The following is a 25038-nucleotide window of genomic DNA, read 5'->3' as shown; positions in this document are numbered from 1 at the left end:
ATATATATCTATTTATTTCAACTGGCACGAACCCTGCACTACACAACACATACAACAAGGAGAATTCCATGACCCAAAATTCCGCAGGCGCCCGTTTTCGCCAGGCCGTAAGAGAAGAACAACCTTTGCAAGTGATTGGCGCAATCAACGCCAACCATGCGCTGCTGGCCAAACGCGCTGGCTTCAAAGCCATTTACCTAAGCGGTGGCGGTGTGGCCGCCGGTTCACTGGGCCTGCCCGACTTGGGCATTTCAGGGCTAGACGATGTATTGACTGATGTACGCCGTATTACCGATGTGTGCGACACGCCCCTGCTGGTCGACGTAGACACTGGTTTTGGATCATCCGCCTTCAACATTGCCCGCACCACCAAAGCCATGATGAAAGCCGGTGCTGCCGCCATGCACATTGAAGACCAGGTGGGCGCAAAGCGTTGTGGCCACCGCCCCGGCAAAGCCATTGTGACCCAAGCTGAAATGGTCGACCGCATTAAGGCCGCAGTGGATGCACGTGGTTCAGATGACTTCGTAATCATGGCCCGCACCGATGCGCTGGCCGTTGAAGGATTGCAGTCTGCGATCGACCGCGCCTGTGCCTGTGTTGAGGCCGGTGCCGACATGATTTTCCCTGAAGCAATGACCGAACTGAGCATGTACCAGCAATTCGTGGATGCTGTGAAGGTACCCGTGCTGGCGAACATTACCGAATTCGGTGCCACGCCCCTGTTTACCACCGAAGAACTGAAAGGCGCAGGTGTTGGCCTGGTGCTTTACCCTTTGAGCGCATTCCGCGCCATGAACAAAGCAGCACAAAATGTGTACGAAGCAGTTCGCCGGGACGGCACCCAGAAGAATGTGCTGGACACCATGCAAACTCGCATGGAGCTCTATGACAGCATTGGCTACCACGACTTCGAGCAGAAACTGGACGCCTTGTTTCAGCAGAAATAACTTTAAAAAAACACAATAAATAATTGTTATAAAACACCATTTTAAACAGGAGACAGCAATGTCTGAGCAACAAACAACAAACCCCGGCTTTAAGCCCAAGAAATCCGTCGCCCTTTCTGGCACCTCCGCAGGCAACACTGCCCTGTGTACCGTAGGCCGCACAGGCAACGATTTGGCTTACCGCGGTTACGACATTCTTGATTTGGCCACCACCACCGAGTTCGAGGAAATTGCTTACCTGCTGGTGCACGGCAAGCTGCCCACCGTGGCTGAATTGGCTGGCTACAAGCTGAAGCTGAAAGCATTGCGCGGCATTCCCGCTGGCGTGAAGCAAGCGCTGGAAGCCCTGCCCCCATCAGCCCACCCCATGGACGTAATGCGCACCGGTGTTTCAGTACTGGGTTGCCTACAACCCGAGAAAGACGACCACAACCACCCCGGTGCCCGCGACATTGCCGACAAACTGATGGCCAGCCTGGGCAGCATGCTGCTTTACTGGTACCACTACAGCCACAACGGCAAGCGAATTGAAGTGGAAACCGACGATGATTCCATCGGTGGCCACTTCCTGCATTTGCTGCACGGCGAAAAACCCCGTGACAGCTGGGTTAGCGCCATGCACACCTCGCTGATTCTGTACGCGGAACATGAATTCAACGCATCCACGTTCACCAGCCGCGTGGTGGCTGGCACTGGTTCCGACATGTATTCCGCAATTTGCGGTGGTATTGGTGCCCTGCGCGGCCCCAAACATGGCGGCGCCAACGAAGTGGCATTCGAGATTCAAAAACGTTACGACACACCCGATGAAGCAGAGGCTGACATTCGCGCCCGCGTAGAACGCAAAGAGGTGGTGATTGGTTTTGGCCACCCGGTGTACACCGTGAGCGATCCCCGCAACGTGGTGATCAAGAAAGTGGCGGAAGATTTGTCCAAAGAACAAAACAACATGAAGATGTACAACATCGCCGAACGCTTGGAAAGCGTGATGTGGGAAATCAAGAAAATGTTCCCGAACCTGGACTGGTTCAGCGCTGTTAGTTACCACATGATGGGCGTGCCCACTGCCATGTTCACCCCCCTGTTCGTGATTGCCCGCACTTCCGGCTGGAGCGCCCACGTCATTGAACAACGCATTGACGGCAAGATTATTCGCCCAAGCGCCAACTACACCGGCCCTGAAGACCAGAAATTTGTAGCCATCAAGGATCGCAAATAATTTATGAACACTCAATTCAGAAAGAACCTGCCCGGCACTGCACTTGATTTCTTCGACACCCAAGCGGCTGTCGATGCAATCGAACCCGGTGCTTGGGACAAGTTGCCATACACCAGCAAGGTGTTGGCCGAGCAACTGGTGCGCCGTTGCGAACCGGGCGCATTGACCGACAGCCTGAAGCAACTGATTTACCGCAAGCGAGACCTGGACTTTCCTTGGTACCCCGCGCGCGTGGTGTGCCACGACATTCTGGGCCAAACTGCTTTGGTCGATTTGGCAGGCCTTCGCAATGCGATTGCGGACCAGGGCGGCGACCCATCGCTGGTAAACCCTGTAGTGCCCACTCAGTTGATCGTAGACCACTCACTGGCTGTGGAATGCGGCGGTTTTGATCCCGATGCATTCCAGAAAAACCGCGACATTGAAGAACGCCGCAACGAAGACCGTTTCCATTTTATTAACTGGACCAAAACTGCATTCAAGAATGTGGACGTAATTCCAGCCGGCAACGGCATCATGCACCAGATCAACCTGGAAAAAATGTCGCCGGTGGTACAGGTTCGCGATGGCGTGGCATTCCCAGACACCTGTGTGGGTACGGACAGCCACACACCGCACGTGGACGCACTGGGCGTGATTTCAATTGGTGTGGGTGGCCTTGAAGCCGAAACAGTGATGCTGGGGCGTGCATCAATGATGCGCCTGCCCGACATTGTGGGCGTGGAACTGACCGGCAAGCGCCAACCTGGCATTACCGCAACCGACATCGTGCTGGAATTGACTGCATTTTTGCGCAAGGAACGCGTGGTGGGTGCCTACATTGAATTTTTCGGTGAAGGCGCGAACAGCTTGACCATTGGCGACCGTGCAACCATTTCCAACATGACCCCGGAATACGGTGCCACTGCTGCGATGTTCTACATCGACGAGCAAACCATTGATTACCTGAAGCTGACTGGCCGTGAAGATGAACAGGTGAAACTGGTCGAACAATACGCCAAGCACACTGGCTTGTGGGCCAGCAAAATGGTGGGGGCTGAATACGAACGCGTACTGACATTCGATTTGAGCAAGGTAGTACGAAGCATGGCTGGGCCATCCAACCCGCACGCCCGTGTGGCCACCAGCGATTTGGCAGCCAAAGGCATTTCAGGCAATCTGGAGGCAGCACGCGCCCAGGAAGCTGAAGGCTTAATGCCAGATGGCGCGGTGATTATCGCCGCTATTACCAGCTGCACCAACACAAGCAACCCCCGCAACGTGGTGGCTGCAGCTTTGTTGGCCCGCAAAGCCAACGAGATGGGCTTAGTGCGCAAACCCTGGGTGAAGTCATCTTTCGCCCCAGGTTCCAAGGTAGCCGAGTTGTATTTGAAGGATTCAGGCCTGCTGCCTGAACTGGAAAAGCTGGGCTTTGGCATTGTGGCATTCGCTTGCACCACCTGCAATGGCATGAGCGGCGCTCTTGATCCGAAAATTCAACAGGAAATCATCGACCGCGATTTGTACGCCACAGCCGTGCTTTCCGGCAACCGTAACTTCGATGGCCGCATTCACCCCTATGCCAAGCAGGCCTTTTTGGCCAGTCCACCGCTGGTGGTGGCTTATGCGATTGCGGGCACCATTCGATTTGACATTGAACGCGATGTGCTGGGTGTGGTGAACGGAAAGGAAATTCGCCTGATCGACCTGTGGCCCAGCGACGAAGAAATCGATGCAATCGTGAATGAGTTCGTGAAGCCTTCCCAGTTTCGCGAAATTTACATTCCCATGTTTGACCTTGGTGCGATTGAAGAAGCGAAAAGCCCCTTGTACGACTGGCGCCCGCAAAGCACTTACATTCGCCGCCCACCGTATTGGGACACTGAGGGCCAGGGTGCTTTGGCTGCTCGACCACGTACCTTGAAAAACATGCGCCCGCTTGCGGTGCTGGGTGACAACATCACCACCGATCACCTAAGCCCATCGAACGCAATCATGATGAATAGCGCGGCCGGTGAATACCTGCACAAAATGGGCTTGCCTGAGGAAGACTTCAACAGCTACGCGACGCACCGCGGCGACCATTTGACCGCACAACGCGCCACCTTCGCCAACCCTACTCTGCAAAACGAGATGGTTCGCGACGCGGACGGCAAGGTGAAAAAAGGCTCGTTGGCACGTATTGAACCAGAAGGCAAAGTAACGCGCATGTGGGAAGCGATTGAAACCTACATGGACCGTGGCCAACCGCTGATTATTATTGCCGGTGCGGATTACGGCCAAGGCTCTTCACGCGACTGGGCCGCGAAAGGCGTTCGCCTTGCGGGCGTGGAAGCGATTGTTGCCGAAGGCTTTGAGCGCATTCACCGCACCAACCTGATTGGCATGGGCACCCTGCCCCTTGAATTCAAGGCGGGCGACACACGCCACACCTACAACATTGACGGCACGGAAGTGTTTGAAGTGTTGGGTGAGCGCAGCCCGCGCGCAACCCTGACCGTGGTGATGACCCGCAAGAATGGCGAGCGTGTTGAATTCCCCGTAACCTGCCGCCTGGACACTGCTGAAGAGGTTTCAATTTATGAAGCCGGCGGCGTGTTGCAGCGTTTCGCGCAAGACTTCCTTGAAGGAACTGCTGCATGAGCAATAAAAACACCCAGCAACTGAAAGTAGCTGCAACCTACATGCGTGGCGGCACCAGCAAGGGCGTGTTTTTCAGGTTGCAGGATTTGCCCGAAGCATGCCAGAAACCGGGCGAAGCACGCGACAAACTGCTGCTGCGTGTCATTGGCAGCCCCGACCCCTACGGCAAGCAAATCGACGGCATGGGTGGTGCCACATCAAGCACCAGCAAAACTGTGATTTTAAGCAAAAGCAGCAAAGCGGACCATGATGTGGACTATCTGTTTGGGCAGGTTTCAATCGACAAGGCTTTTGTGGACTGGAGCGGAAACTGTGGCAACCTGTCTTCCGCAGTGGGTTCATTCGCGGTAGCCAGCGGACTGGTCGACCCTTCGCGTGTGCCACAAAACGGCACCTGCGAGGTGCGCATTTGGCAAGCCAATATTGGCAAAACCATCATTGCGCATGTGCCCATCTCGGAAGGGCTTGTTCAGGAAACTGGCGACTTTGAACTCGATGGCGTTACCTTCGCGGCTGCTGAAGTGCAACTTGAATTTCTGGACCCGGCTGATGAAGGTGAAGACGGCGCTTCGGGCAGCATGTTCCCCACCGGCAATTTGGTGGACGACCTTGAAGTACCTGGTGTAGGCACATTCAAAGCCACGATGATCAACGCGGGTATTCCTACTATTTTTGTAAATGCCGACAGCATTGGCTACACCGGTTGCGAGCTGCAAGACGACATCAACAGCGACCCCAAGGCCCTGGCCATGTTCGAAACGATCCGTGCCCACGGGGCGGTGAAAATGGGTTTGATCAAACACGTGGACGAGGCCGCTACACGCCAACACACCCCCAAGGTGGCGTTTGTGGCACCACCAAAAACCTACACCAGTTCAAGCGGCAAGGTTGTTGAAGCCCAGTCCATCGACTTGCTGGTGCGCGCCATGAGCATGGGCAAACTGCACCATGCCATGATGGGCACGGCAGCGGTTGCCATTGGCACTGCTGCGGCCATTCCGGGCACCTTGGTAAACCTGGCCGCCGGAGGGAGTGAGCGTGAAGCTGTTCGGTTTGGCCACCCCAGCGGCACGTTGCGCGTGGGTGCTCAAGCTGCAATCGAAAATGGTCAGTGGGCTGTGAAAAAAGCCATTATGAGCAGAAGTGCACGTGTACTTATGGAAGGTTGGGTGCGAGTTCCCCAAGACTGACATTGGTTTTATTTGCTCTACAAGCCCGGATAGAAATATTCGGGCTTTTTTATGGAACTAAATTGAAGGTAGACCCACTCACTACGTGGTTTTCTGTTTGACCAAAACGCTCGCAGGCCTCAAAACCGCAGTGACGAACAGAATATAACAAACATTCAAAACAAAGATCTTCCCACCCCCCAAAATGTTCACTCTGTGTAGTGACATAAATCGCTTGAACCTATCCTTGTGTGCTGTTTTCAACCGATTCACTGGAAAGAACATGCCCGTCACTTCATCCGCCACAGCAAAAATATTCAATCGTGAAATAACGAACTCCCCAGATAGCTTCACCAGCAACATTAGCCTTGGGCAGACGCTGTCAAGTTCCGATGAGGTACTGGCTCACCTAAAACAGACAGCAATTGACGAGCTTTCAGGCCAAGACAAAACTGCCCTCCAAGATTTGTTCGATCAGTTTGACGAGATAACAAAACAAAATCCTGCCGACTCATCGAACCAAATTTTTACATTGACAGAACGCTTTGTCCAAAGGCACCTTCTGTCACCAAAACCGTGCGCGAACTTGCTCAAGTATCTGAGTTGCGAATTCCAACTGAAGAATCAGGGTCGATTGGTGGAAAACCTGTCAACAAGTGACTACAGAAATACTATTCGCCGCAGCGTTTCCAGCAACAGTTTTCATGGCAGTTCACCCATGGCGCTTGCATCACCGCATTTTTTGGTGTCCCCTGTCTTCACTGCCCACCCTACCCAACTGAACCGCCCTGAATCGACACAGGAATTACTGAATGAATTACCCAAAGTACACAGTGGCGAGCTACCTGCCGGTGAATTTGCGCGACAGTTGTGGAGTAAGGCGGGGCGCAGGGAAAGTAAACCCACCGTACTGGATGAAGCCAACCTGATCAAATCCTCGCTGGACAACGCCTTGGTGTCCATGCGCAAAGCACACAAAGAAGTGCGCCTCTCACTGATCGAGGATGACCGCCCGCAGATCGACAAAGCACTAATTAACGTTGGCAACTGGATCGGCGGTGATAGGGACGGCAATCCAAACATTACACCAGCTGTACTCAATGAAATTGTGCAGTCACTCAGCAAATCTGCATTCGAAGCGTATGCTGAAAAACTGGGTAGCCAGAAGGATCGCAAACCTGGCAGCCTGCCCAACCTGATGGTTCGAGCAGGCCATGCCGAACCGTTGAATTCATTGCGCGACAAATTGCAGGCTACAAAGGACTATCTGATCAATGGGCAAGCCAGTGACCTACGGTATGCATCGCCAGGCGAGTTTAAAAACCATGTCACTGAACTGTCGCAACTGGACTTGAGCGCGCTGCCCTCTGAACAGCGCACCCAACTTGGTAACAAACTTGAACAGCTTAAGTTGTCGGTGGATGCAATGGGATTTCATGGCGCAAGCACCGATATTCGCCAAAACAGCGAGATGAACCAAAAAACAGTGGGTGCATTGCTGGATTCCACGGGACAAACCCACGGAAGCTATCTACGAATGAGTGAGGAACAGCGCGTTGATGTGCTGACAAAAGTGTTGAACGACGAACCTGGCTATCAAATGGTCACCGAGGCCAGCAGCAGCGATGCGACCATCCAGAAGGAAATTGACTTCCTGAGCTGTTACAAGGAAATTCAAGACAAGTTTGGTCACAAAGCGCTGCAAAACATTATTACTGCGAACACAGAGACACTGAGCGACATGCTGGAAGTGTGTGTGATGCTGAAATACGCAGGCCTTGCACAAGATGACACACTGCAAATGAAAGTTGTGCCTTTAATTGAAACTGTGCCGGATTTAAAAAATGCGAACGGATTGGTCAGGGCACTGCTAGATACGCCTTGGTATGCAGATCGTTTGAAAAGTGGTGATGGTGTGCAGCAGGTAATGCTGGGTTACAGCGACAGCATGCGCTCAAATGGTATTACTTCTGCGGCATGGGAGGTATACAAAAACACATCGAGCTTGCAAAATATTGCAGAAGAACGCGGCATCAAAATGTACGCATTTCACGGGCGTGGTGGCACAGAAGCGCGTGGCGCGGGACAAACCTATCAAGACGAAATTCAATACCTGGATGGTGCGTCGCTTGAAACCGGGTTTAGACAAACCGAACAAGGCGAGGAAGTGGCCCACAAATTCGGTAATCGCATGTTATCAAACCATAACTTGAGCAACATGCTGTCAGCAACACTGCAACAAAGTTCCACAGGAAAAGACAAGCTGATTGAAAAGTATGCGGACACAATGGAAGCCTTATCAACTGCGGCCGACAATCATTATTGCACCCTGTACGATGAACCCAAACTGGCCGATTTTCTGAAGACAACTACACCATTGGAATACGTGGGCTTAAGCAATGCGGGCAGCCGCCCCTCTTCTCGAAAAGCGGGCCTTGAAGGCAAGGAATACCTAGCCAAATTGCGAGCCATTCCCTACACGGCGGCATGGTATCAGTCAGGTTCTTTGGCACCGGCTTACTTCGGTCTGGGCACTGCGCTGCGCTCCTACCTGGATACCGCCACCGACGTAACGGGCGATACACCCTCCAAACGCGCCACCCAGTTACAGAACATGTACAAGGAATGGCCGTTCTTCAAGAACCTTGTTGACCGATCGGACAATGCCCTGCAAAAAGCGGACATGACCACGGCCGAGCATTACGCCAATATCTTGCCTGGCAATGACAAGGTAATTTTCAACATGCTGAAAGACGAATACAACAATACCAGGGAGATGATTCAACTAATCAAGGGCGTTAAAACAAACCCGGAGTCAACGACCGTCATGCCCCAAAGGCAACTGGCACATGGCGTCCAAGCCGCGCTGCTGAAAGCTAAGCTGCAACAACCAGGCATCGAAGTGAGCGATGAGTTGATGGCTTTGTCCATGCAGGCGGTGGGCAACGCGTTGGGGCGCTTTGGTTAATTTCCAGCATAAATGGGCGGGCGTTTGTCCGCCCATGGCTTGGCCTGCTCCAGTTGGGCGGCCAGGTTCAACAACACGTGCTCTTCACCAAAACGGCCGGTGAACATCATGCCCACAGGTATATTTTGTGCGTTCCAATGCAAAGGCACACTCATTGACGGCTGACCAGTTACGTTGGCCGGCATGGTTTGCGAGCAGTATTGGTATACCCTTCGCCCCGCTTTCAACACAAAATCCTTTTGTTTCGCGATAAAACCAATGGGCAAGTAGCTTAAGGCCTTCAATTCGACCAATTCCTGGGAAGTAGGCCGCAGGCCACCCACCGATATGGGCAACTCACCAAGGGTGCTGGTAAGCAACGCATCGTACGGCTCGAAAAACGTCATCCACTGACGTGAAAACTGTGCCATGGTCCACACCGCATTCGCTACGTCGCCACCGTTAAAGCTGCGCCCCAGCTTCATTAGCGCCCAAGTTCGTGCTTCAAAATCGGAAGCCTTGCCCTTGCGACCCAAAACTCGCTCACCTTCTTTCAACGTGGCCGCCATTTCAGAACACACCAGCACGGTGTAAGCGTAAATAAATTCTTCTTTATTCAGGGGAAGGCGCACTTCTTCACACACATGCCCAAGGCTTTCCAGCAACTTAACTGTTTCCAGGACGCCATCCCGGCAATCACTGTGCAAGCTTTCACCCAAAGCAGGATCAAGCGAATATGCGATTTTCAGCTTTTTGGGCTTGGCAGTGATGGCGGTTGCATAGGCTTTGGCAGGTGGTGCAATTCTTTGCAACTGGCCCGGGTAGTTACCTTGCAGGCAGTCGAGCATGTGAGCAGAGTCTCGTACCGTGCGGGACACCACCCCTTCTGCGATAAAACCAAACCAGCCATCAGGGTGATCTGGCCCGGAGGGCACGCGCCCCCGGCTGGGCTTCAAACCAAACAAGCCAGTGCAGGACGCAGGTACGCGAATGGAGCCACCGCCGTCACTGGCGCTGGCCATGGGTACTATTCCAGCGGCCACGGCACATGAAGAACCGCCGCTGGACCCACCAGGGCTGCGCAACGGATCCCAGGGGTTGCGGCATGGCCCGGTTAGTTCAGGCTCAGTGGAGGGGGTGATTCCAAATTCAGGCGTGGCAGTTTTCCCGAATATATTCAGCCCAGCCCTTTTAAAGCGAGCCACGTATTCGGAGTCCTGGGTAGGTACATGGCCCTTGAAAAAACGGCTACCACTGCTCATTTCAACACCGGCGTAACTTGCAATCAGATCTTTGAGCAGAAAAGGTACGCCTGCGAAAGGACCTTCAACAGCTTCCTTGGCACGCGCACGCGCAATGTCGTACATGGGACGAATCACAGCATTCAAACGTGGATTCACTTTTTCTGTGCGGGAAATGCTTTCCTCGAGTAAATCTGCGGCGCTAACCTCGCCATTCCTGACCAACTCAGCCAAGCCAAGCGCATCAAACCTGTCGAATTCTTTGAAACCAGCCATTTTCATCTGTCTCCGAAATTTGAATAAATTCTTTTTGTAGGTGTTTATCTTACCCCACTCAGGTAATACACACTTTGGGTAGAAAGAGGAACAATGACTGAAATAGACCCATGACAGACAAGAATGTTTGAATGAAAGCAAACCCTCTACCTTGCGTAGTTTTTAGTGATTACCCCATCAAAATGATGGCGTACCAGCGCTTTCTTAGCGGGCTGGGGGAATTGTCCATTCATGCATTTCGAGAAATTGCCGCCGAGGAACTTGGAGATGTGACAAAGGCCAAGGTAGTGGTGTGCGACATGAACATCATGGTTGAATTCGAGCCCGAGGCGCTGGAAAAGCTTGAAAATTTATTCCCAAATGCCAACATTCTTTTTCTGGAAGAAGACCATCAAGATATGCTGGTGAGATTCTCAAACCAACGTGATATTTGTCGCTTGGGTAAACTGGCTGAAATCTGCGTGATCCACTCTACGCTCAAGGAGTTGTTGATTCAATCCAGCCGGCCAAAAAAGAAAACGCCTCGATCAAAGGGTGAACGAGTCGAACAAATGTAAAAAAGCCACCGAAAGGTGGCTTTTTTACAGCACTCACATTACACGCATCAGGCAGCCAACTGCGCCTTGTTAGCGATTTCTACGAACTCTGGAATTTGATCAAAATTCATGTAGCGGTACACATCGCTAGAGACACTGCCCAGCATTTTCACCTGCTCCATGTACTCCTCCACGGTCGGGATCTTACCCATTAGCGCACACACTGCCGCCAGTTCGGCTGAGCTGAGGTATACGCGAGTGTCGATACCCAAACGATTCGGGAAGTTACGCGTTGAAGTCGACACCGCCGTAGAACCCTTGCGGATTTGAGCCTGATTGCCCATACACAGCGAACAGCCAGGCAATTCCATGCGCGCGCCCGTACGGCCCAAAATGCCGTAATAGCCTTCTTCAGTCAGAATATGCTGGTCCATCTTGGTGGGCGGGGCAATCCACAGACGGGTTGGAATGTCGGTTTTGCCTTCCAGAACCTTACCAGCCGCGCGGAAGTGACCAATGTTGGTCATGCAAGAACCGATGAATACCTCATCAATCTTGTCACCGGCAACTTCACTAAGGAATTTAACGTCATCGGGATCGTTCGGGCAGGCCAGAATTGGCTCTTTGATATCGGCCAAGTCGATCTCGATTACCGCTGCGTATTCTGCATCGGCATCGCCTTTTAACAATTCAGGGTTGGCGATCCAGTGTTCCATTGCACGAATGCGACGTGTCAACGTGCGTGAATCTTGGTAGCCCTGAGCAATCATCCACTTCATCAAGGTGATGTTGGACTTCATGTATTCAATGATTGGCTCTTTGTCCAAATGCACTGTACAACCAGCAGCTGAGCGTTCTGCAGAAGCATCAGACAATTCAAAAGCCTGCTCAACCTTCAGTTGTGGCAAACCTTCAATTTCCAGAATTCGGCCAGAGAAAATGTTTTTCTTGCCCTTCTTTTCAACTGTCAACAAACCCGACTTGATCGCGTACAAGGGAATTGCATTGACCAAATCACGCAGAGTTACGCCGGGCTGCATTTCGCCCTTGAAGCGTACCAACACGGATTCAGGCATGTCCAAAGGCATTACACCGGTGGCAGCGGCAAACGCCACCAGGCCAGAACCAGCAGGAAATGAAATGCCGATGGGGAAGCGGGTGTGTGAGTCGCCGCCGGTGCCCACAGTGTCGGGCATCAGCAAACGGTTCAACCAGCTGTGAATTACGCCGTCACCTGGGCGCAATGCAACACCGCCACGATTCTCGATGAAATCAGGCAATTCGTGGTGCATTTTCACGTCCACTGGCTTGGGGTAAGCGGCGGTGTGGCAGAAAGACTGCATCACCAAATCAGCAGAGAAACCCAGGCAAGCCAAGTCTTTCAACTCGTCGCGAGTCATTGGGCCAGTGGTGTCTTGTGAACCCACGGTGGTCATTTTGGGTTCGCAGTAGGTCCCTGGGCGAATGCCTTCCACGCCACAGGCCTTGCCCACCATCTTCTGAGCTAGGCTGTAACCTTGTGTAGAAGCAGCTTGTGAAGACGGGCGACGGAACACTGGGCTTGGGCCATGGCCCAGAGCAGCGCGAGCGCGATCGGTCAAGCCACGGCCGATGATCAATGGAATGCGGCCGCCGGCGCGCACTTCGTCGAACAACACATCGGTCTTCATGCTGAATTCAGCAATCACTGCACCGTTTTTCAAGGCCTTGCCTTCGAAGGGGCGCAATTCAATTTCATCGCCCATGTCCATTTGGCTTACATCGAGTTCGATGGGCAATGCGCCAGCGTCTTCCATGGTGTTGAAGAAGATTGGGGCAATTTTGTTGCCCAGGCAGTAGCCGCCAAAACGCTTGTTTGGAATAAACGGAATGTCGTCGCCCGTGAACCACAACACGCTGTTGGTGGCTGATTTGCGTGAAGAACCTGTACCCACCACGTCGCCTACGTAGGCGATTGGATTGCCTTTGGCGATCAGGGCTTGCAGTTGCTTGATGGGGCCAACCTTGCCTGGCTCATCCGCTTCAATGCCGGGGCGCGGGTTTTTCAACATGGCCAGTGCGTGCAGCGGAATGTCGGGGCGGCTCCAGGCGTCGGGCGCTGGTGACAAATCGTCGGTGTTGGTTTCGCCGGTTACCTTGAACACGGTCAGCTTGATGCTTTGTGGCACTTCGGGGCGGCTGGTGAACCATTCGGCATCGGCCCAGCTTTGCATGACTTTCTTTGCAGTTGCGCTGCCCTTGTCAGCCAAATCCTTCACGTCGTGGAAGTAATCAAACATCAACAGCGTTTTAGACAAGGCCTCAGCAGCAATGTCGCCCACTTCGGCGTCGTTCAGCGCATCGATCAATGGCTTGATGTTGAAACCACCCAGCATGGTGCCCAACAAGAAAGTGGCCTTCTTGCGGTCGATCAACTTGCAAGTGTCAGAACCATTCACAATGGCAGCCAGGAATGCAGACTTCACCTTGGCGGCATCGTCTACACCGGCCGGTACGCGGTTGGTGATCAGGTCGAGCAGGAACTCTTCTTCGCCTGCGGGAGGGTTTTTCAGCAATTGAACCAAATCAGCGGTTTGCTGAGCAGACAAAGGAAGTGGCGGAATGCCCAACGCTGCGCGCTCGGCAACGTGTTGGCGATAGGACTCAAGCATGAGATCTCCCTAGATTGGGTGAGGGTCAATAGAAACTGTGTAATTTTGAGGCAGTTCACGCACACACACAAGTGTGGCGACGCAAAAATCGCAAGGAATTCAGTGCCTCTCAAGTCTTATATATGATATAGGACTTTCACCTGCTTTTGAAGGACTCGAAGCCCATTCCCACCGCTTTTAGAACCCATCATCACTTTGCACGCCGATATTTCGCCGGGCTAAGGCCAGTGACCCTTTTAAACGCATGGGTGAATGCGCTTTGATCGTTGTAAGCGAGGAAGTTCGCAATGTCTGCCAGGCTGAGTTCACCTGCTTGCAGGCAGTTTTTGGCCATTTCAACCCGAACCTGTTCAAGTTCATCACGAAAACTACAACCCTGCTCTTTTAAACGTCGCTGAAGGGTGCGCGTGCTCATTAACAGCCGCCTGGCCACCTCTTCCAGGCTGGGCGAACCCGCACTGACAGACTCTTGCAAGGCTTTTTGAAAACCGGGAATCGGTTCTTCTCCTGCTTTGACCCGTTTCAAAAGCAGACGGGCCTGTTGATCAAGCATGCCGCGCATCACATGGTCGGGCGATTTCAATGGGGTATCCAGCAAACCAAGGGGCCAGACTACTTCGGTGTGGTCTGCAGCAAACACCACAGGGCATTTAAAAAATGCTTCGAAATCTTCCACATTCTCAGGCTGAGGGTTGATGAATTGCACCTTGATTGGATGAACGGGTGTATCGATCAGGCGATTCGTGAATGCAACCAGCACGCCAATGGCCACAGAATCAACCCAGTGACCAGGCCTGCCCCGTTCGGCCCCCCAGCGCAAAATGATTTGATCGTCCAAAAAGGCAACATCAAGGGCGTTTACGCTGTAAACCAGGTTCTCAAATTGTTGCAAACGCGCAAAAGCCTCGCCAAGGTTGTTACAGCAACTGGCTACATAGCCCAGCAAGCCCATATTTGCAGGGCGAACATGGTCGGCAATTTTCAAGGGCATCGCAGGGTCTTGCAGTTCTTGCTGTGCCCATTCCAGCATGGACTGCCATTGGGGCACGGATACTCTGTTCAACTCGCCTGCAACCGGGCGAGTAAAAGGCAGGCGCGCTGATATTTCCGGGTGCTTAAAATCCAGCCATTCAAACAAAAGGTTGACGTAACTGGCAGATACATGACCGACCTGGGATTGGCTATTCATCAATTAGAATCAATATTTGACAACAAGTATTGTCAGAAGAGTTTTTACTGTTCTATGCTAGCGCGTATTGTTCAATTCAATTCAAACAAAATCACAACGCCATGAAAATAATCCAGCCAACCTTACGTCGCGCCACCGCCCTGTTTTCTGCCGCTGCTTTGTTCGCACTAAGCGCCTGTGGACACAGACAACCGGAGGGTGAAATTCAAGGCGCAGCTGGATTCGCAATCGCCGCTGAACGCGCCATTTCCGGCCTTGATCGCAAAATGTTGCAAATCGACGGCTTTAAGGTGCCTTACCTGCAAGGTGGCAATGGCGAGCCCTTGGTGTTAATTCACGGGTTTGGCGGATCAAAAGACAATTTCAATCGGGTTGCCTATTACCTGACCAATCATTACACGGTGTACGCAATCGACGTGCCGGGATTTGGCGCTTCAACAAGGGTTGAGACGGCCGACTATGTGATTAACACGCAGATAGACCGGATTCATGAAATTATCCAGAAACTGGGCTTGGAACAAACGCACATTGGTGGTAACTCGATGGGAGGCTGGATCAGCGGCGCCTACGCAGCAAAGTATCCGCAAACCGTGTCGTCAATCTGGTTTCTGGCACCCGCAGGCTTGCAGGAATCCAGAAAATCAGAGGTGATTCAGAAGTTTGAGCAGACCGGTGAAATTGTGCTGACAGCCAGCAACCGGGAAGAATTTGAGAAGATTGTGGATGTGGTCATGTATGAGCGCCCTGCTTTCGCCCCGGGATTTGTAGTGGATGCAATGGCTGCGCGTGCTGCAGCTGATCAACCCCTGCACCAACGAATTTACAAAGATTTCAAAACAGTGCCCTCTGATTTGGCGACGGCGCTTCAAGCTTCAAACTACAAAGGCCCGGGCTTGATAGTTTGGGGCAAAGAAGACCGCGTGCTGCATGTGGACGGTGCAGTCGAACTGAAAGCGGCCATGCCTGGATTTGATGTAATTTTGATGGACAAGGTTGGGCATGTTCCGATGATGGAGAAGCCAGAGCAGGTTGCGGCTGATTATGTGAAATGGCGGGAGACGATCGGGCAATAATCGGACTCATCGAAGATTGGGCAGTCAGTGCCACTTGGCGCATTTTCACAAAAATCAAGCTTGATCTCACAATATTTCTTGCCAAACCCGCGGCAAACTATAAAACATCAAAAAAACCAATACGCGGAGACAACATGGAAGCACTGATCAATCAGGCCATGCCCACATTCAACCTGCTGTTCGGTCCAAACCCGGATTGGAAACAGGTATTTCTCACTTTGCTTACCCCCCTGTTTCTGGGTGCCACCTTGGTGGAATACCTGTATTTGAAAAAAGTGGGCAAATCGTTTTTTTTCAAAAAGAATGAAGTGATCACCAACATGCTACTGGGCGGCACCTACCAGGCCATGGAACTGGTGTGGTTCGCACTGTTCGTATCTGCTTTCATGGAATGGATTTACACTTTCCGAATTGCAACCATCGAAGTCACGCCGCTCAGTTTCGCAGCATTGCTTTTCGGGATTGAATTTTGTTATTACTGGTTTCACCGTGGCAGCCACCGTGTGCGCTGGTTTTGGTGTGCCCATGTGGTACACCACAGCGGCGAGAACATGACTACCACCACGGCGATGCGTCAAAGCCTGTTTTATGCGGTGAACCTGCATCAAATTTTCTGGGCACCCATGCTGCTGATCGGCTTTCCCGTGTGGGCAGTGCTGCTGGCCTACGGCGTGAACCTTGGCTACCAGTACTTTGTGCACACGCAGGCCGTGAACAAATTTCCAAAATGGTTTGAGTACTTTTTCAACACGCCCAGCCACCACAGGGTGCACCATGGCCGCAACAATGAGTACATCGACAAAAACTACGGAGGTGTGCTGATTATTTGGGACCGAATCTTCGGTACTTTCGAACCTGAAGTTGCGCCAGTGGATTACGGCATAGTACGCCAGCCCAAAACCAATAACATTTGGACATTGAACACGCACGAGTGGCGCGACATGTTCAGCGATGCCTTGAAACCCGGCCCATTTTGGTACCGCGTTAAACACATTTGGGCGCCGCCCGAGTGGGTTCGGCCCGACCTGACCGATCAGTCCAACCTGCGCGACAAAACAATTTAGGCAAATTTCTCGTACTACAATGGGTGGAACCTTTTAAGGACTACCCATGCGCAGAAAACCATTAAACACCGCTTCAAGATCCAAACTGTCCAAGTACGCCAAACCACTGGCGAACTTGGCGATTCTGCTGGCCGACGCGGGTAGCCGGCTCGAGCGTCGTTTCTGGAAGAAAAAGCTGTTTGCTGCGTTGGCCCCTATGCTGGAGGGCCGCAGCGACACCACCCTGATGCAGACACTCGACCACCTATACAGTACAAACTACCGCGCTTACGATGAATTGGCGTTTTCGATTGAAAACACAGTAGAAAGCCCGGAACTGGGCCAGGAAGAGGACATCCTGTTGCTGGCCGCCCCGGTACTAGCCTGGTCAACGTACAACATTCCTTCCGGAAAAATTGAAGAAAACACGGTGGCTGAGTTCACCGCCCTGCTCCAAAAAAATGTGCTGTCTGATCATGCTCACCTGGTACTCACCAACATGTTGTTCAGCCCCGATCAACTGCCGGAAAGTTACACTGCTGCCGCCGAGCTTGCTCGCCAGTTGGGCCAAGCTGCAATTGATCGCGTGAAAGTGAGAATCGACACTGAAAACCTGCCCGCCACCCAGAGTTTTTTAAGCGATGTGCGTTACCTGATCGGTGCAGTTTCTGTACCTGCCGGCCAACCTGCGTTTAAATGGCAAGTCGAGGCCCACAGCAATGGCACCTTGCTGAGCAAAGAAGAAGTACTGACAAACTGGCGCTTAACTGGCGGCCAAGCCCTGCAAAAAATCATGCCCGGCTGCTTGCTTGAGTTGATGCTGCCCAACGGTTTGTACAACGCTTGCCGGGAAGCTGAAAAAGAAGCGCGTGCCTACTCGGTGCGGGCTTCAGCGGCTTTTCTGGAAAGTGCACTGGACGTACCCACACACAAAATTCACGCCAGCGTGGGCGCGTTTGTGGATCGTGGGGAAATTGAAGAATATCGCATCGGCTTTTCAGTGGAAGGAAACAGTGAAATTGTGCACGGTGTGGTGTGGCCATTAATTGGCGAAGAATACGGCAATGAGCCCGACCCTGTGTATGAGAAAGACATTCAAAGCGAACCCGACAACCCGGTGATTCGATCGAAAATTGAAGCCCTACTGAAAGAGGTGGGTATTCGACAAATCAAGGTACTCGAAGAACGTTTTCCGCTCGAGTACTGTGAAGATTGCGGTTCGCCCCTGTACCCCAACCCGGAAGGCGAGCTACTGCATGCGGAATTGCCTGAAGACTCCGAACTTCCAAGCAGTATGCACTTGCATTGATATCAAAGATTTTGCAATACGGTGCCGAAATTCTTCGGCATCTCACAGAAAGGGAGAAACAGGTATGTCAACCCTGAAAAACTCAACACTCAGCACCTTCACTACCAAAACAGGTCAGCAAGGCCGGTTTTACAGCCTGCCCAAGCTGGCTGAACAAGGCTTTCCAAATTTGCAGCGTTTGCCTGTGTCGATTCGCATTGTGCTTGAATCGGTGCTTCGCAATTGCGACGGTAAAAAAGTGGCTGAGGAGCACATCAAGCAATTGGCCAACTGGCAAGCGCAAGCCAAACGCACCGATGAAATTCCGTTCATTGTTGCGCGCGTGGTACTGCAAGACTTTACCGGCGTGCCGCTGCTGGCCGACCTGGCCGCCATGCGCAATGTGGCAAGCGACATGGGTCACAATCCCAAGAAAATCGAGCCCTTGGTGCCAGTCGACTTGGTGGTCGACCACTCGGTCATGATCGACCATTTCGGCACCGAAGATGCATTGCAGAAGAACATGGAAATTGAGTTCCAGCGCAATGGCGAGCGTTACCAGTTCATGAAATGGGGCATGCAGGCTTTTGACACTTTCAAAGTGGTGCCACCGGGCATCGGCATTGTTCACCAGGTGAATCTGGAATACCTGTTCCGTGGCATTCGCAGCGCGGTTAAACCTGGCCATGAAAACGAAAACACCGTGTATTACCCCGACACCCTAGTGGGCACCGACAGCCACACCACCATGATCAATGGCGTGGGTGTGGTCGGCTGGGGCGTGGGCGGTATTGAAGCTGAAGCGGGCATGCTGGGCCAGCCTGTGTATTTCCTGACGCCCGATGTGGTGGGTGTAGAGCTAACAAACGCTTTGCGTGAAGGCATTACTGCCACCGACTTGGTGCTGGCCATTACCGAGCTGCTGCGCAAAAAGAAAGTGGTGGGCAAATTTGTGGAGTTTTATGGTCCAGGTGCGGCCAGTTTGTCAGTGACAGACCGGGCAACGCTGGCCAACATGGCACCCGAGTATGGTGCCACCATGGGCTTTTTCCCACCCGATGCAAAAACTGTTGAATTCATGAGAAAAACCGGCCGCACCGAAGCCGAGGCCGACCGCTTCGAGGCGTATTTCGAAGCTCAAGGCCTGTTGGGCATGCCAGCGCCTGGCGCCATCGACTATTCCAGTGTTGTTACCCTCGACCTTGATTCAGTAGAACCTTCACTGGCTGGCCCAAAGCGCCCGCAAGATCGTGTGCTGCTAAAAAGCATGAAGGCTCAGTTTGACTCATTGTTTTCTGAACCCATGACTGCGAACGGTTTTGGTAAAGACCAAGCCACCCTGAACACCCGCTACCCCACGGGCCTGGACAAACTCAGCATTGGCCATGGCGATGTGTTGCTGGCGGCCATCACTAGCTGCACAAACACATCAAACCCTGGCGTAATGCTGGCAGCTGGCCTGCTGGCCAAGAAAGCAGTTGAAAAAGGTTTGAAGGTGCAGCCGCACATTAAAACTTCCCTTGGCCCAGGTTCACGCGTGGTCAGCGACTACCTCGAAAAAACAGGCTTGCAACCCTACCTGAACAAGCTTGGGTTCAATGTGGCCGCCTATGGCTGTACCACTTGCATTGGCAATGCAGGCGATCTGCTGCCAGAAATCAACGACACCATTTTGAAAAATGACGTGATTGGATGCGCCGTGCTTTCGGGTAACCGCAACTTCGAGGCACGCATTCACCCCAATTTGAAAGCAAACTTCCTGGCCTCGCCACCCCTGGTGGTTGCCTTTGCGCTAAGTGGCAAAGCCAATATGGACATGACCACAGAACCGATTGGCAGTGGCAGCGATGGCCAGCCAGTGTACCTGCGCGATATTTGGCCCAGCAATGAGGAAGTGAACGCCCTGCTTCCTACCGCACTCGACGCTGCCACCTTCGTTCGCCTGTACAGCAACTTCACTGAAGGCCACGACCTGTGGAATGGCGTGCCCGCGCCCGAGGGGCAGGTATATACCTGGCCCGAATCCACCTACATCGCCAAGCCGCCCTTCTTCGACGACTTCGCCATGCACCCCACGAAAGTGGACACCATCAAAGGCGCAAAGCCCTTGTTGATTCTTGGCGATTCGGTGACCACAGACCATATTTCACCCGCAGGTTCATTCAAACCCACCACCCCAGCGGGGCAATACCTGAAGCAGCATGGCGTCGAGCTGGTGAACTTCAACAGCTACGGTTCACGCCGGGGCAATCACGATGTCATGATTCGTGGCACGTTCGCCAATGTGCGTGTAAAAAACCTGATGATTCCACCCGATGCCAACGGCAACCGGATTGAAGGTGGGTACACCATTAAAGATGGCCAGCAAACGACCGTTTACGACGCAGCGATGGAATACATTGCCCAAGGCACGCCAACCATCGTGCTGGCCGGTGAAGAATATGGCACTGGCTCATCGCGCGACTGGGCTGCCAAAGGTACCCAACTGCTAGGTGTGAAGGTAGTTGTGGCCCGCAGCTATGAACGAATTCACCGCAGCAATTTGGTGGGCATGGGTGTGTTGCCCTTGCAGTTTTTGGGAAGCGATTCAATTCAAAGCCTGAAACTGGATGGCAGTGAAACCTATGATGTAATCGGCTTGGCTGAAGACACCGCGCCTCAGGCCGAGCTGACCTTACGGATTACACGCGCGAATGCCGCAGTGCAGGAAATCAAGGTGCTCAGCCGCATCGACACGCCAATTGAAGTTGAGTATTACAAACACAAAGGCATTCTGCCATTTGTATTGCGAGAGCTTTTGGCGGGATAAGCAGGAAAGCCAGGGCTAAGCACAAAAATCTAAAGGCTGAGTTTAGAAGCGACGCTAAACGCCGCTTCTTGCCTGCTTGGCACCCTGGCGAATCAACAGCAAAATTGGCACCAAAGCAATCATCACGATCATCAGGGCCGGCACAGCTGCCTCGGTCAAGCGCTCGTCTGAAGCAAATTGATATGACACAACAGCAAGCGTGTCGAAATCAAATGGGCGCAACACCAAGGTGGCTGGCAACTCCTTGATCACGTCAACGATTACCAACAGCATACCGGTGGCCACAGACCCCTTCAACACAGGCAAGTGAACATGCCACAGCACTTGGCGTGGGCTGCGACCCAATACGCGGGCCGACTCATCAATGTGTTTGGTAATTTGCTGCAAACCGGAATCAACCGACTGCAGGGCCGCAGATGTGAAGCGCACATTGTAGGCATACACCAGCGCCAACACACTGCCAGTGAGCGCCGGGATTTGCCAATCCATTTCATAAGTAAAACGGTCAACCGCCGCCAAGGGCAGCAAAATAGCAATTGCCAAAATTGCACCGGGCACACCATATCCCAATGAAATCAAGCGATAAATGGCGGTGACCCACCACACTTGGGCCTGTCGTTTCACATAAGCCAGAAATATGGCCAAAAACACTGCCACTGCAGCGGCCATGCCGCCCAAAAGCGCCGAATGATAAGCCCACTGCAAGCTACGCGCCCAGTCAATGGTCGTGTCTACATCCACCACCAATGCCAAAAGAATGATCACTGGAAGAATGAAACCCAACACCAAGGGCATTGTGGACAAGAACATCACAAAACCAGCCTGGCTACCCTTTAAGCGCTTGCGTTCAATCGCACTGCCCTTGCCCGATTGAGTGTAAAACTGGGCACGCCCACGCGCTTTTGATTCAGACGCAATTAAAAAGAACATCACTGCGAGCAACATCACTGCCAGCAAAGCCGCACTGTCACGGTCGCCCAAATTCAACCATGTGTTGAAAATAGCAGTGGTGAATGTTTGCACACCAAAATAAGAAAGCGCACCGTATTCGGCCAGCGTTTCCATCAAGACCAAGGTTAGACCCACCACCCATGCCGGACGGGCAACTGGCAAACCCACTTTCAGAAAAGCACTGGTGGCGCTGTGTCCAAGCGACCTCGCCGCGTCCAGCATAGAAGGACTACGACCCAGAAATGCGGTGCGCGCCATGATGTACACATAGGGGTACAACACAAAACTGAGCACCAGAATTGCGCCTGTGGTTGATCGGATTTCAGGAATTCTGAAGCCGCTGCCAAACAATTCCCGCAAGCTGCTGGCCAACCAACCGGAATACTGCAAGGCGTCGGTGTACGCATAGGCGATTACGTAAGAAGGCATCGCCATGGGCAACAACAAAAGCCATTCAAGCCATTTTCTGCCCGGAAACTCATGCGCAGAAACCCACCATGCGGGCAACACGCCCATGGTGCTGGTCAGCACCACCACACCGACGCACAAATAAATGGTTTGCCAAATCAAGTCGGGGAGAATGGTGCTGGCCAAATGCCGGAGAACCTCGGGAGCCTGCACGAGGCTGGTTCCGGCAAGTCCAATCAAATAGACGAACGGGAGCAGCAGCAACAACGCCAACAGTGCAACAGAAATACGACTTCTTAACCCCAGAGTAAACAAACAAACCGCCCGGACATGGCAAAATAGAAGTGAGAACGATTTTACTTTAAGTTCAGGCAGTTCGACCTGATCGAAGGTGAACTGAGTAGTAATCCGACCCCGGCAACACAGGAAATATGAAGCAAATTCCAGCCTTAAGCATTGAAAACCTGAGCATTCTCTATCCGGGCGGCGACGCACCTGCAGTGCGGGACGTCAGCTTTGAATTGGCGCAAGGAGAAATCGCTTGCTTGTTGGGTCCGTCCGGATGTGGCAAAACTACCCTGCTTCGTGCAATTGCCGGTTTTTTAATGCCTAGCAACGGCATGATCAAGTTAAAAGGCGAAAAAGCCAGCGAGGCTGGACGAGTACGCAGCCCGGAAAACCGCAATGTGGGTGTGGTGTTTCAGGACTACGCGCTATTTCCACATTTGTCGGTGCGCAAGAATATTGAATTTGGCCTGCACAAGCGTGACGAACCAGAGAAAAAACAAAGAAGCGGGGAACTGTTGGCTCTGATCGGGCTAGAGGCGCTTGCCGATCGCTACCCGCATGAATTGTCTGGGGGGCAACAACAACGCGTGGCATTGGCCCGTGCACTGGCACCCAAGCCGACCCTGATACTTTTGGACGAGCCCTTTTCGAATCTGGACGTGGAGCTGAAAGAGCGATTAACCTTCGAAGTTCGGGAAATTCTGAAGGCCGAGAACATGAGTGCCATTTTGGTAACCCACGATCAACACGAGGCTTTCAGCATGGCGGACCGCATCGGCGTGATGCACGCGGGCGAACTGCAACAATGGGGATCGTCGTACAGCCTTTACCACCAGCCAAATTCGCGCATGGTGGCTGATTTTATCGGTCAGGGCGTTTTTCTACCGGGGAGAAAAACAGAACTTGGGCTGCAAATTGAACTGGCCCACCTTCGCTTAACTGAAGACCAGCTTCCCTCATACGATGAATTTGATGTGTTGATTCGGCCCGACGACATTATTCACGACGATGCCAGCCCAATGCAGGCCAAAGTGGTGCGCAAGGCGTTCCGTGGCGCAGACTTTCTGTACACATTGGAGCTAGAAAGTGGCGTTCAAGTGCTTGCCTTGGTCCCGAGCCACCACAACCATGCAATCGGCGAACCGATCGGTATTAAGTTAGAGCTCGACCACGTGATCACGTTTGACCGAATTTAATCGGTGGAACCAGGAGTATCTTTGCCAACTAGGCCAGAATCGGTTTCTGAACTGGAGGCCGTTGAACTGATCGAAGAGGCGCTTCCGGTCGAGGCAAACAATTCAGACGCTTCTTGAACGCTGCTGGAACTTGAGAAGTCCATGGTGAGGGGGAATGCCTCTGGGGAAGTGAACAAACCATCCAGCGTCGCGTAATGGGCCAACGAAGTCGGGTCCATAGCCAATGCGGGCTGGGCGAACGATGCGGAATCGATTTGCATCGACGCAATAATCGACTCAGTGTCCAATGTTGAGAGTTGACTGGCTATTTCATGGGCATCATTGGAAACGTCACCAAACAAATCCCTGCTAAGGGAACTCAGGTCCAATACCTGCGATTGAATATCGGCAATCAACTGACTCAGTTCAGCGAAATCAAGTTCACCGGACAAGGCGTGCTGAATCCGGGGCAGTGCGCTGGTTAGTTCAGAATTTAAAGATTCAAAGCTTGCTTGATTATTCATAGGCTCCATGATATCCGCCACCTGGCTATTTGCAAGCAGGCCGGGATCCACGTTTGCAATGGCTGCACTGCTCTCAAATAGGCTTGTATCGCTGACGCACGCCTGTGAAGTACACCGAAATTCTCCCACACCGGTGGATTGGGCGACGCCCAATTCGCGCGGGCTTAGTCCGTCCAGAGCATTCATTGAAACTCTTGAACTCATAGAGGGTTGGAAGCTGTCAAAAAACTCGATGGTTGCCACACTCTCAGGGCCAAGCAGCTCCACAGCCGCTGGACTGGGCTCTGCTTTTACCGACAGATGAATGGCTAAATTTGACATGAATTCAATCTAATTTTCGAGAATACGTATTTTATACGAATGCCCGCATCAATTGGATTCAAAAACTCCCCCTATCAAAAAAGGGGTACGTTTACTTGTTTGGGTCGATCGAACCCAGCAAACCATCCAGCGCTCCACCTTCTGAACCCGCGCTTGAAGAAATCCCACTGCTCAAGGAATCAAGCAGACCAAAATCAGAATCACTGGAAGGGCTTGAGCCTAGTCCGGAAAGCAACCCTAGGTCAGGGAGCACACCCTCTACGATGTCGGTTATGGGATCAATCACTGGGTCTGTGATGCCGTCCACAATCTCAATAATCGGATCAATCACTGGGTCTGTGATGCCGTCCACAATCTC

The 25038-nt window shown here is 52.6% G+C and carries 17 protein-coding genes; 11 read left to right on the top strand and 6 right to left on the bottom strand.

The genetic code is table 11. The features are described 5' to 3' along the window. Positions 1 to 68: 68 nt before the first annotated feature. The 5 genes from prpB to NSP04_RS12750 all read left to right on the top strand — a co-directional run bounded on the left by prpB (position 69) and on the right by NSP04_RS12750 (position 8928). Entirely contained in the window at positions 69 to 950 is an 882-nt protein-coding gene (prpB, locus tag NSP04_RS12770; RefSeq protein WP_257512741.1) for a methylisocitrate lyase, read from the top strand. Positions 951 to 1008: 58 nt separating this feature from the next. Beyond that, a complete protein-coding gene (prpC, locus tag NSP04_RS12765; protein ID WP_257512740.1) occupies positions 1009 to 2169 on the top strand; it encodes a bifunctional 2-methylcitrate synthase/citrate synthase in 1161 nt (386 codons plus the stop codon). Positions 2170 to 2172: 3 nt separating this feature from the next. Beyond that, positions 2173 to 4791 (top strand): Fe/S-dependent 2-methylisocitrate dehydratase AcnD, encoded by a 2619-nt coding sequence (acnD, locus tag NSP04_RS12760; protein ID WP_257512739.1) that lies wholly within the window; start codon positions 2173 to 2175, stop codon positions 4789 to 4791. Continuing rightward, entirely contained in the window at positions 4788 to 5981 is a 1194-nt protein-coding gene (prpF, locus tag NSP04_RS12755; RefSeq protein ID WP_257512738.1) for a 2-methylaconitate cis-trans isomerase PrpF, read from the top strand. The genes acnD and prpF overlap by 4 nt, the downstream gene beginning before the upstream one ends. Positions 5982 to 6678: 697 nt before the next feature. Beyond that, a complete protein-coding gene (locus NSP04_RS12750; protein WP_257512737.1) occupies positions 6679 to 8928 on the top strand; it encodes a phosphoenolpyruvate carboxylase in 2250 nt (749 codons plus the stop codon). Here the strand turns inward: NSP04_RS12750 and NSP04_RS12745 are convergent. Beyond that, a complete protein-coding gene (locus tag NSP04_RS12745) occupies positions 8925 to 10424 on the bottom strand; it encodes an amidase (RefSeq protein WP_257512736.1) in 1500 nt (499 codons plus the stop codon). The two genes, NSP04_RS12750 and NSP04_RS12745, sit on opposite strands and share 4 nt — an antisense overlap. 131 nt (positions 10425 to 10555) lie before the next feature. On the opposite strand from NSP04_RS12745, the gene NSP04_RS12740 reads away from it, so the two are divergent. Beyond that, positions 10556 to 10981, top strand: a complete 426-nt coding sequence (locus NSP04_RS12740; RefSeq protein ID WP_257512735.1) for a hypothetical protein — start codon at positions 10556 to 10558, stop codon at positions 10979 to 10981. A gap of 47 nt (positions 10982 to 11028) precedes the next feature. Here NSP04_RS12740 and acnB read toward each other — a convergent pair whose 3' ends face one another. Both acnB and NSP04_RS12730 read right to left on the bottom strand, forming a co-directional pair. After that, the gene (gene acnB / locus NSP04_RS12735; RefSeq protein ID WP_257512734.1) at positions 11029 to 13611 is read right to left on the bottom strand and encodes a bifunctional aconitate hydratase 2/2-methylisocitrate dehydratase; all 2583 of its coding nucleotides are present in this window, start codon (positions 13609 to 13611) and stop codon (positions 11029 to 11031) included. A 190-nt stretch (positions 13612 to 13801) separates the two neighbouring features. Beyond that, entirely contained in the window at positions 13802 to 14800 is a 999-nt protein-coding gene (locus NSP04_RS12730; RefSeq protein ID WP_257512733.1) for an AraC family transcriptional regulator, read from the bottom strand. A 101-nt stretch (positions 14801 to 14901) separates the two neighbouring features. Here NSP04_RS12730 and NSP04_RS12725 point away from each other — a divergent pair, with 101 nt between their 5' ends. The 4 genes from NSP04_RS12725 to acnA all read left to right on the top strand — a co-directional run bounded on the left by NSP04_RS12725 (position 14902) and on the right by acnA (position 21013). Further along, on the top strand, positions 14902 to 15873 hold the full coding sequence (locus NSP04_RS12725) for an alpha/beta fold hydrolase (protein WP_257512732.1): 972 nt from the start codon (positions 14902 to 14904) through the stop codon (positions 15871 to 15873). Between the two features lie 134 nt (positions 15874 to 16007). After that, positions 16008 to 16937 carry a sterol desaturase family protein gene (locus NSP04_RS12720; RefSeq protein ID WP_257512731.1) on the top strand — a complete coding sequence of 310 codons (930 nt, stop codon included), beginning with the start codon at positions 16008 to 16010 and terminating at the stop codon, positions 16935 to 16937. Between the two features lie 46 nt (positions 16938 to 16983). Continuing rightward, positions 16984 to 18225 (top strand): DUF2863 family protein, encoded by a 1242-nt coding sequence (locus NSP04_RS12715; RefSeq protein WP_257512730.1) that lies wholly within the window; start codon positions 16984 to 16986, stop codon positions 18223 to 18225. Positions 18226 to 18289: 64 nt separating this feature from the next. Continuing rightward, positions 18290 to 21013, top strand: coding sequence for an aconitate hydratase AcnA (gene acnA / locus NSP04_RS12710; RefSeq protein WP_257512729.1), 2724 nt, complete (start codon positions 18290 to 18292; stop codon positions 21011 to 21013). A 54-nt stretch (positions 21014 to 21067) separates the two neighbouring features. On the opposite strand, the gene NSP04_RS12705 is transcribed toward acnA, so the two are convergent. Continuing rightward, complete coding sequence (locus NSP04_RS12705; protein WP_257512728.1) at positions 21068 to 22585, bottom strand: ABC transporter permease; 1518 nt, start codon at positions 22583 to 22585, stop codon at positions 21068 to 21070. Between the two features lie 218 nt (positions 22586 to 22803). On the opposite strand from NSP04_RS12705, the gene NSP04_RS12700 reads away from it, so the two are divergent. After that, positions 22804 to 23856, top strand: coding sequence for an ABC transporter ATP-binding protein (locus NSP04_RS12700; RefSeq protein ID WP_257512727.1), 1053 nt, complete (start codon positions 22804 to 22806; stop codon positions 23854 to 23856). Here NSP04_RS12700 and NSP04_RS12695 read toward each other — a convergent pair. Further along, on the bottom strand, positions 23853 to 24680 hold the full coding sequence (locus tag NSP04_RS12695) for a hypothetical protein (RefSeq protein WP_257512726.1): 828 nt from the start codon (positions 24678 to 24680) through the stop codon (positions 23853 to 23855). The genes NSP04_RS12700 and NSP04_RS12695 overlap by 4 nt on opposite strands. A 91-nt stretch (positions 24681 to 24771) precedes the next feature. Further along, positions 24772 to 25038, bottom strand: a 267-nt coding sequence (locus tag NSP04_RS12690; RefSeq protein WP_257512725.1) for a hypothetical protein, incomplete at its 5' end; no start/stop codon positions are given.

Origin of the sequence: Limnobacter parvus (genome assembly GCF_024623725.1) — a bacterium.
In the GTDB taxonomy this organism is placed as follows: domain Bacteria; phylum Pseudomonadota; class Gammaproteobacteria; order Burkholderiales; family Burkholderiaceae_B; genus Limnobacter; species Limnobacter parvus.
The sequence above is the reverse complement of the archived record's forward strand: the minus strand, read 5'-3'. Positions and strand labels throughout refer to the sequence as shown.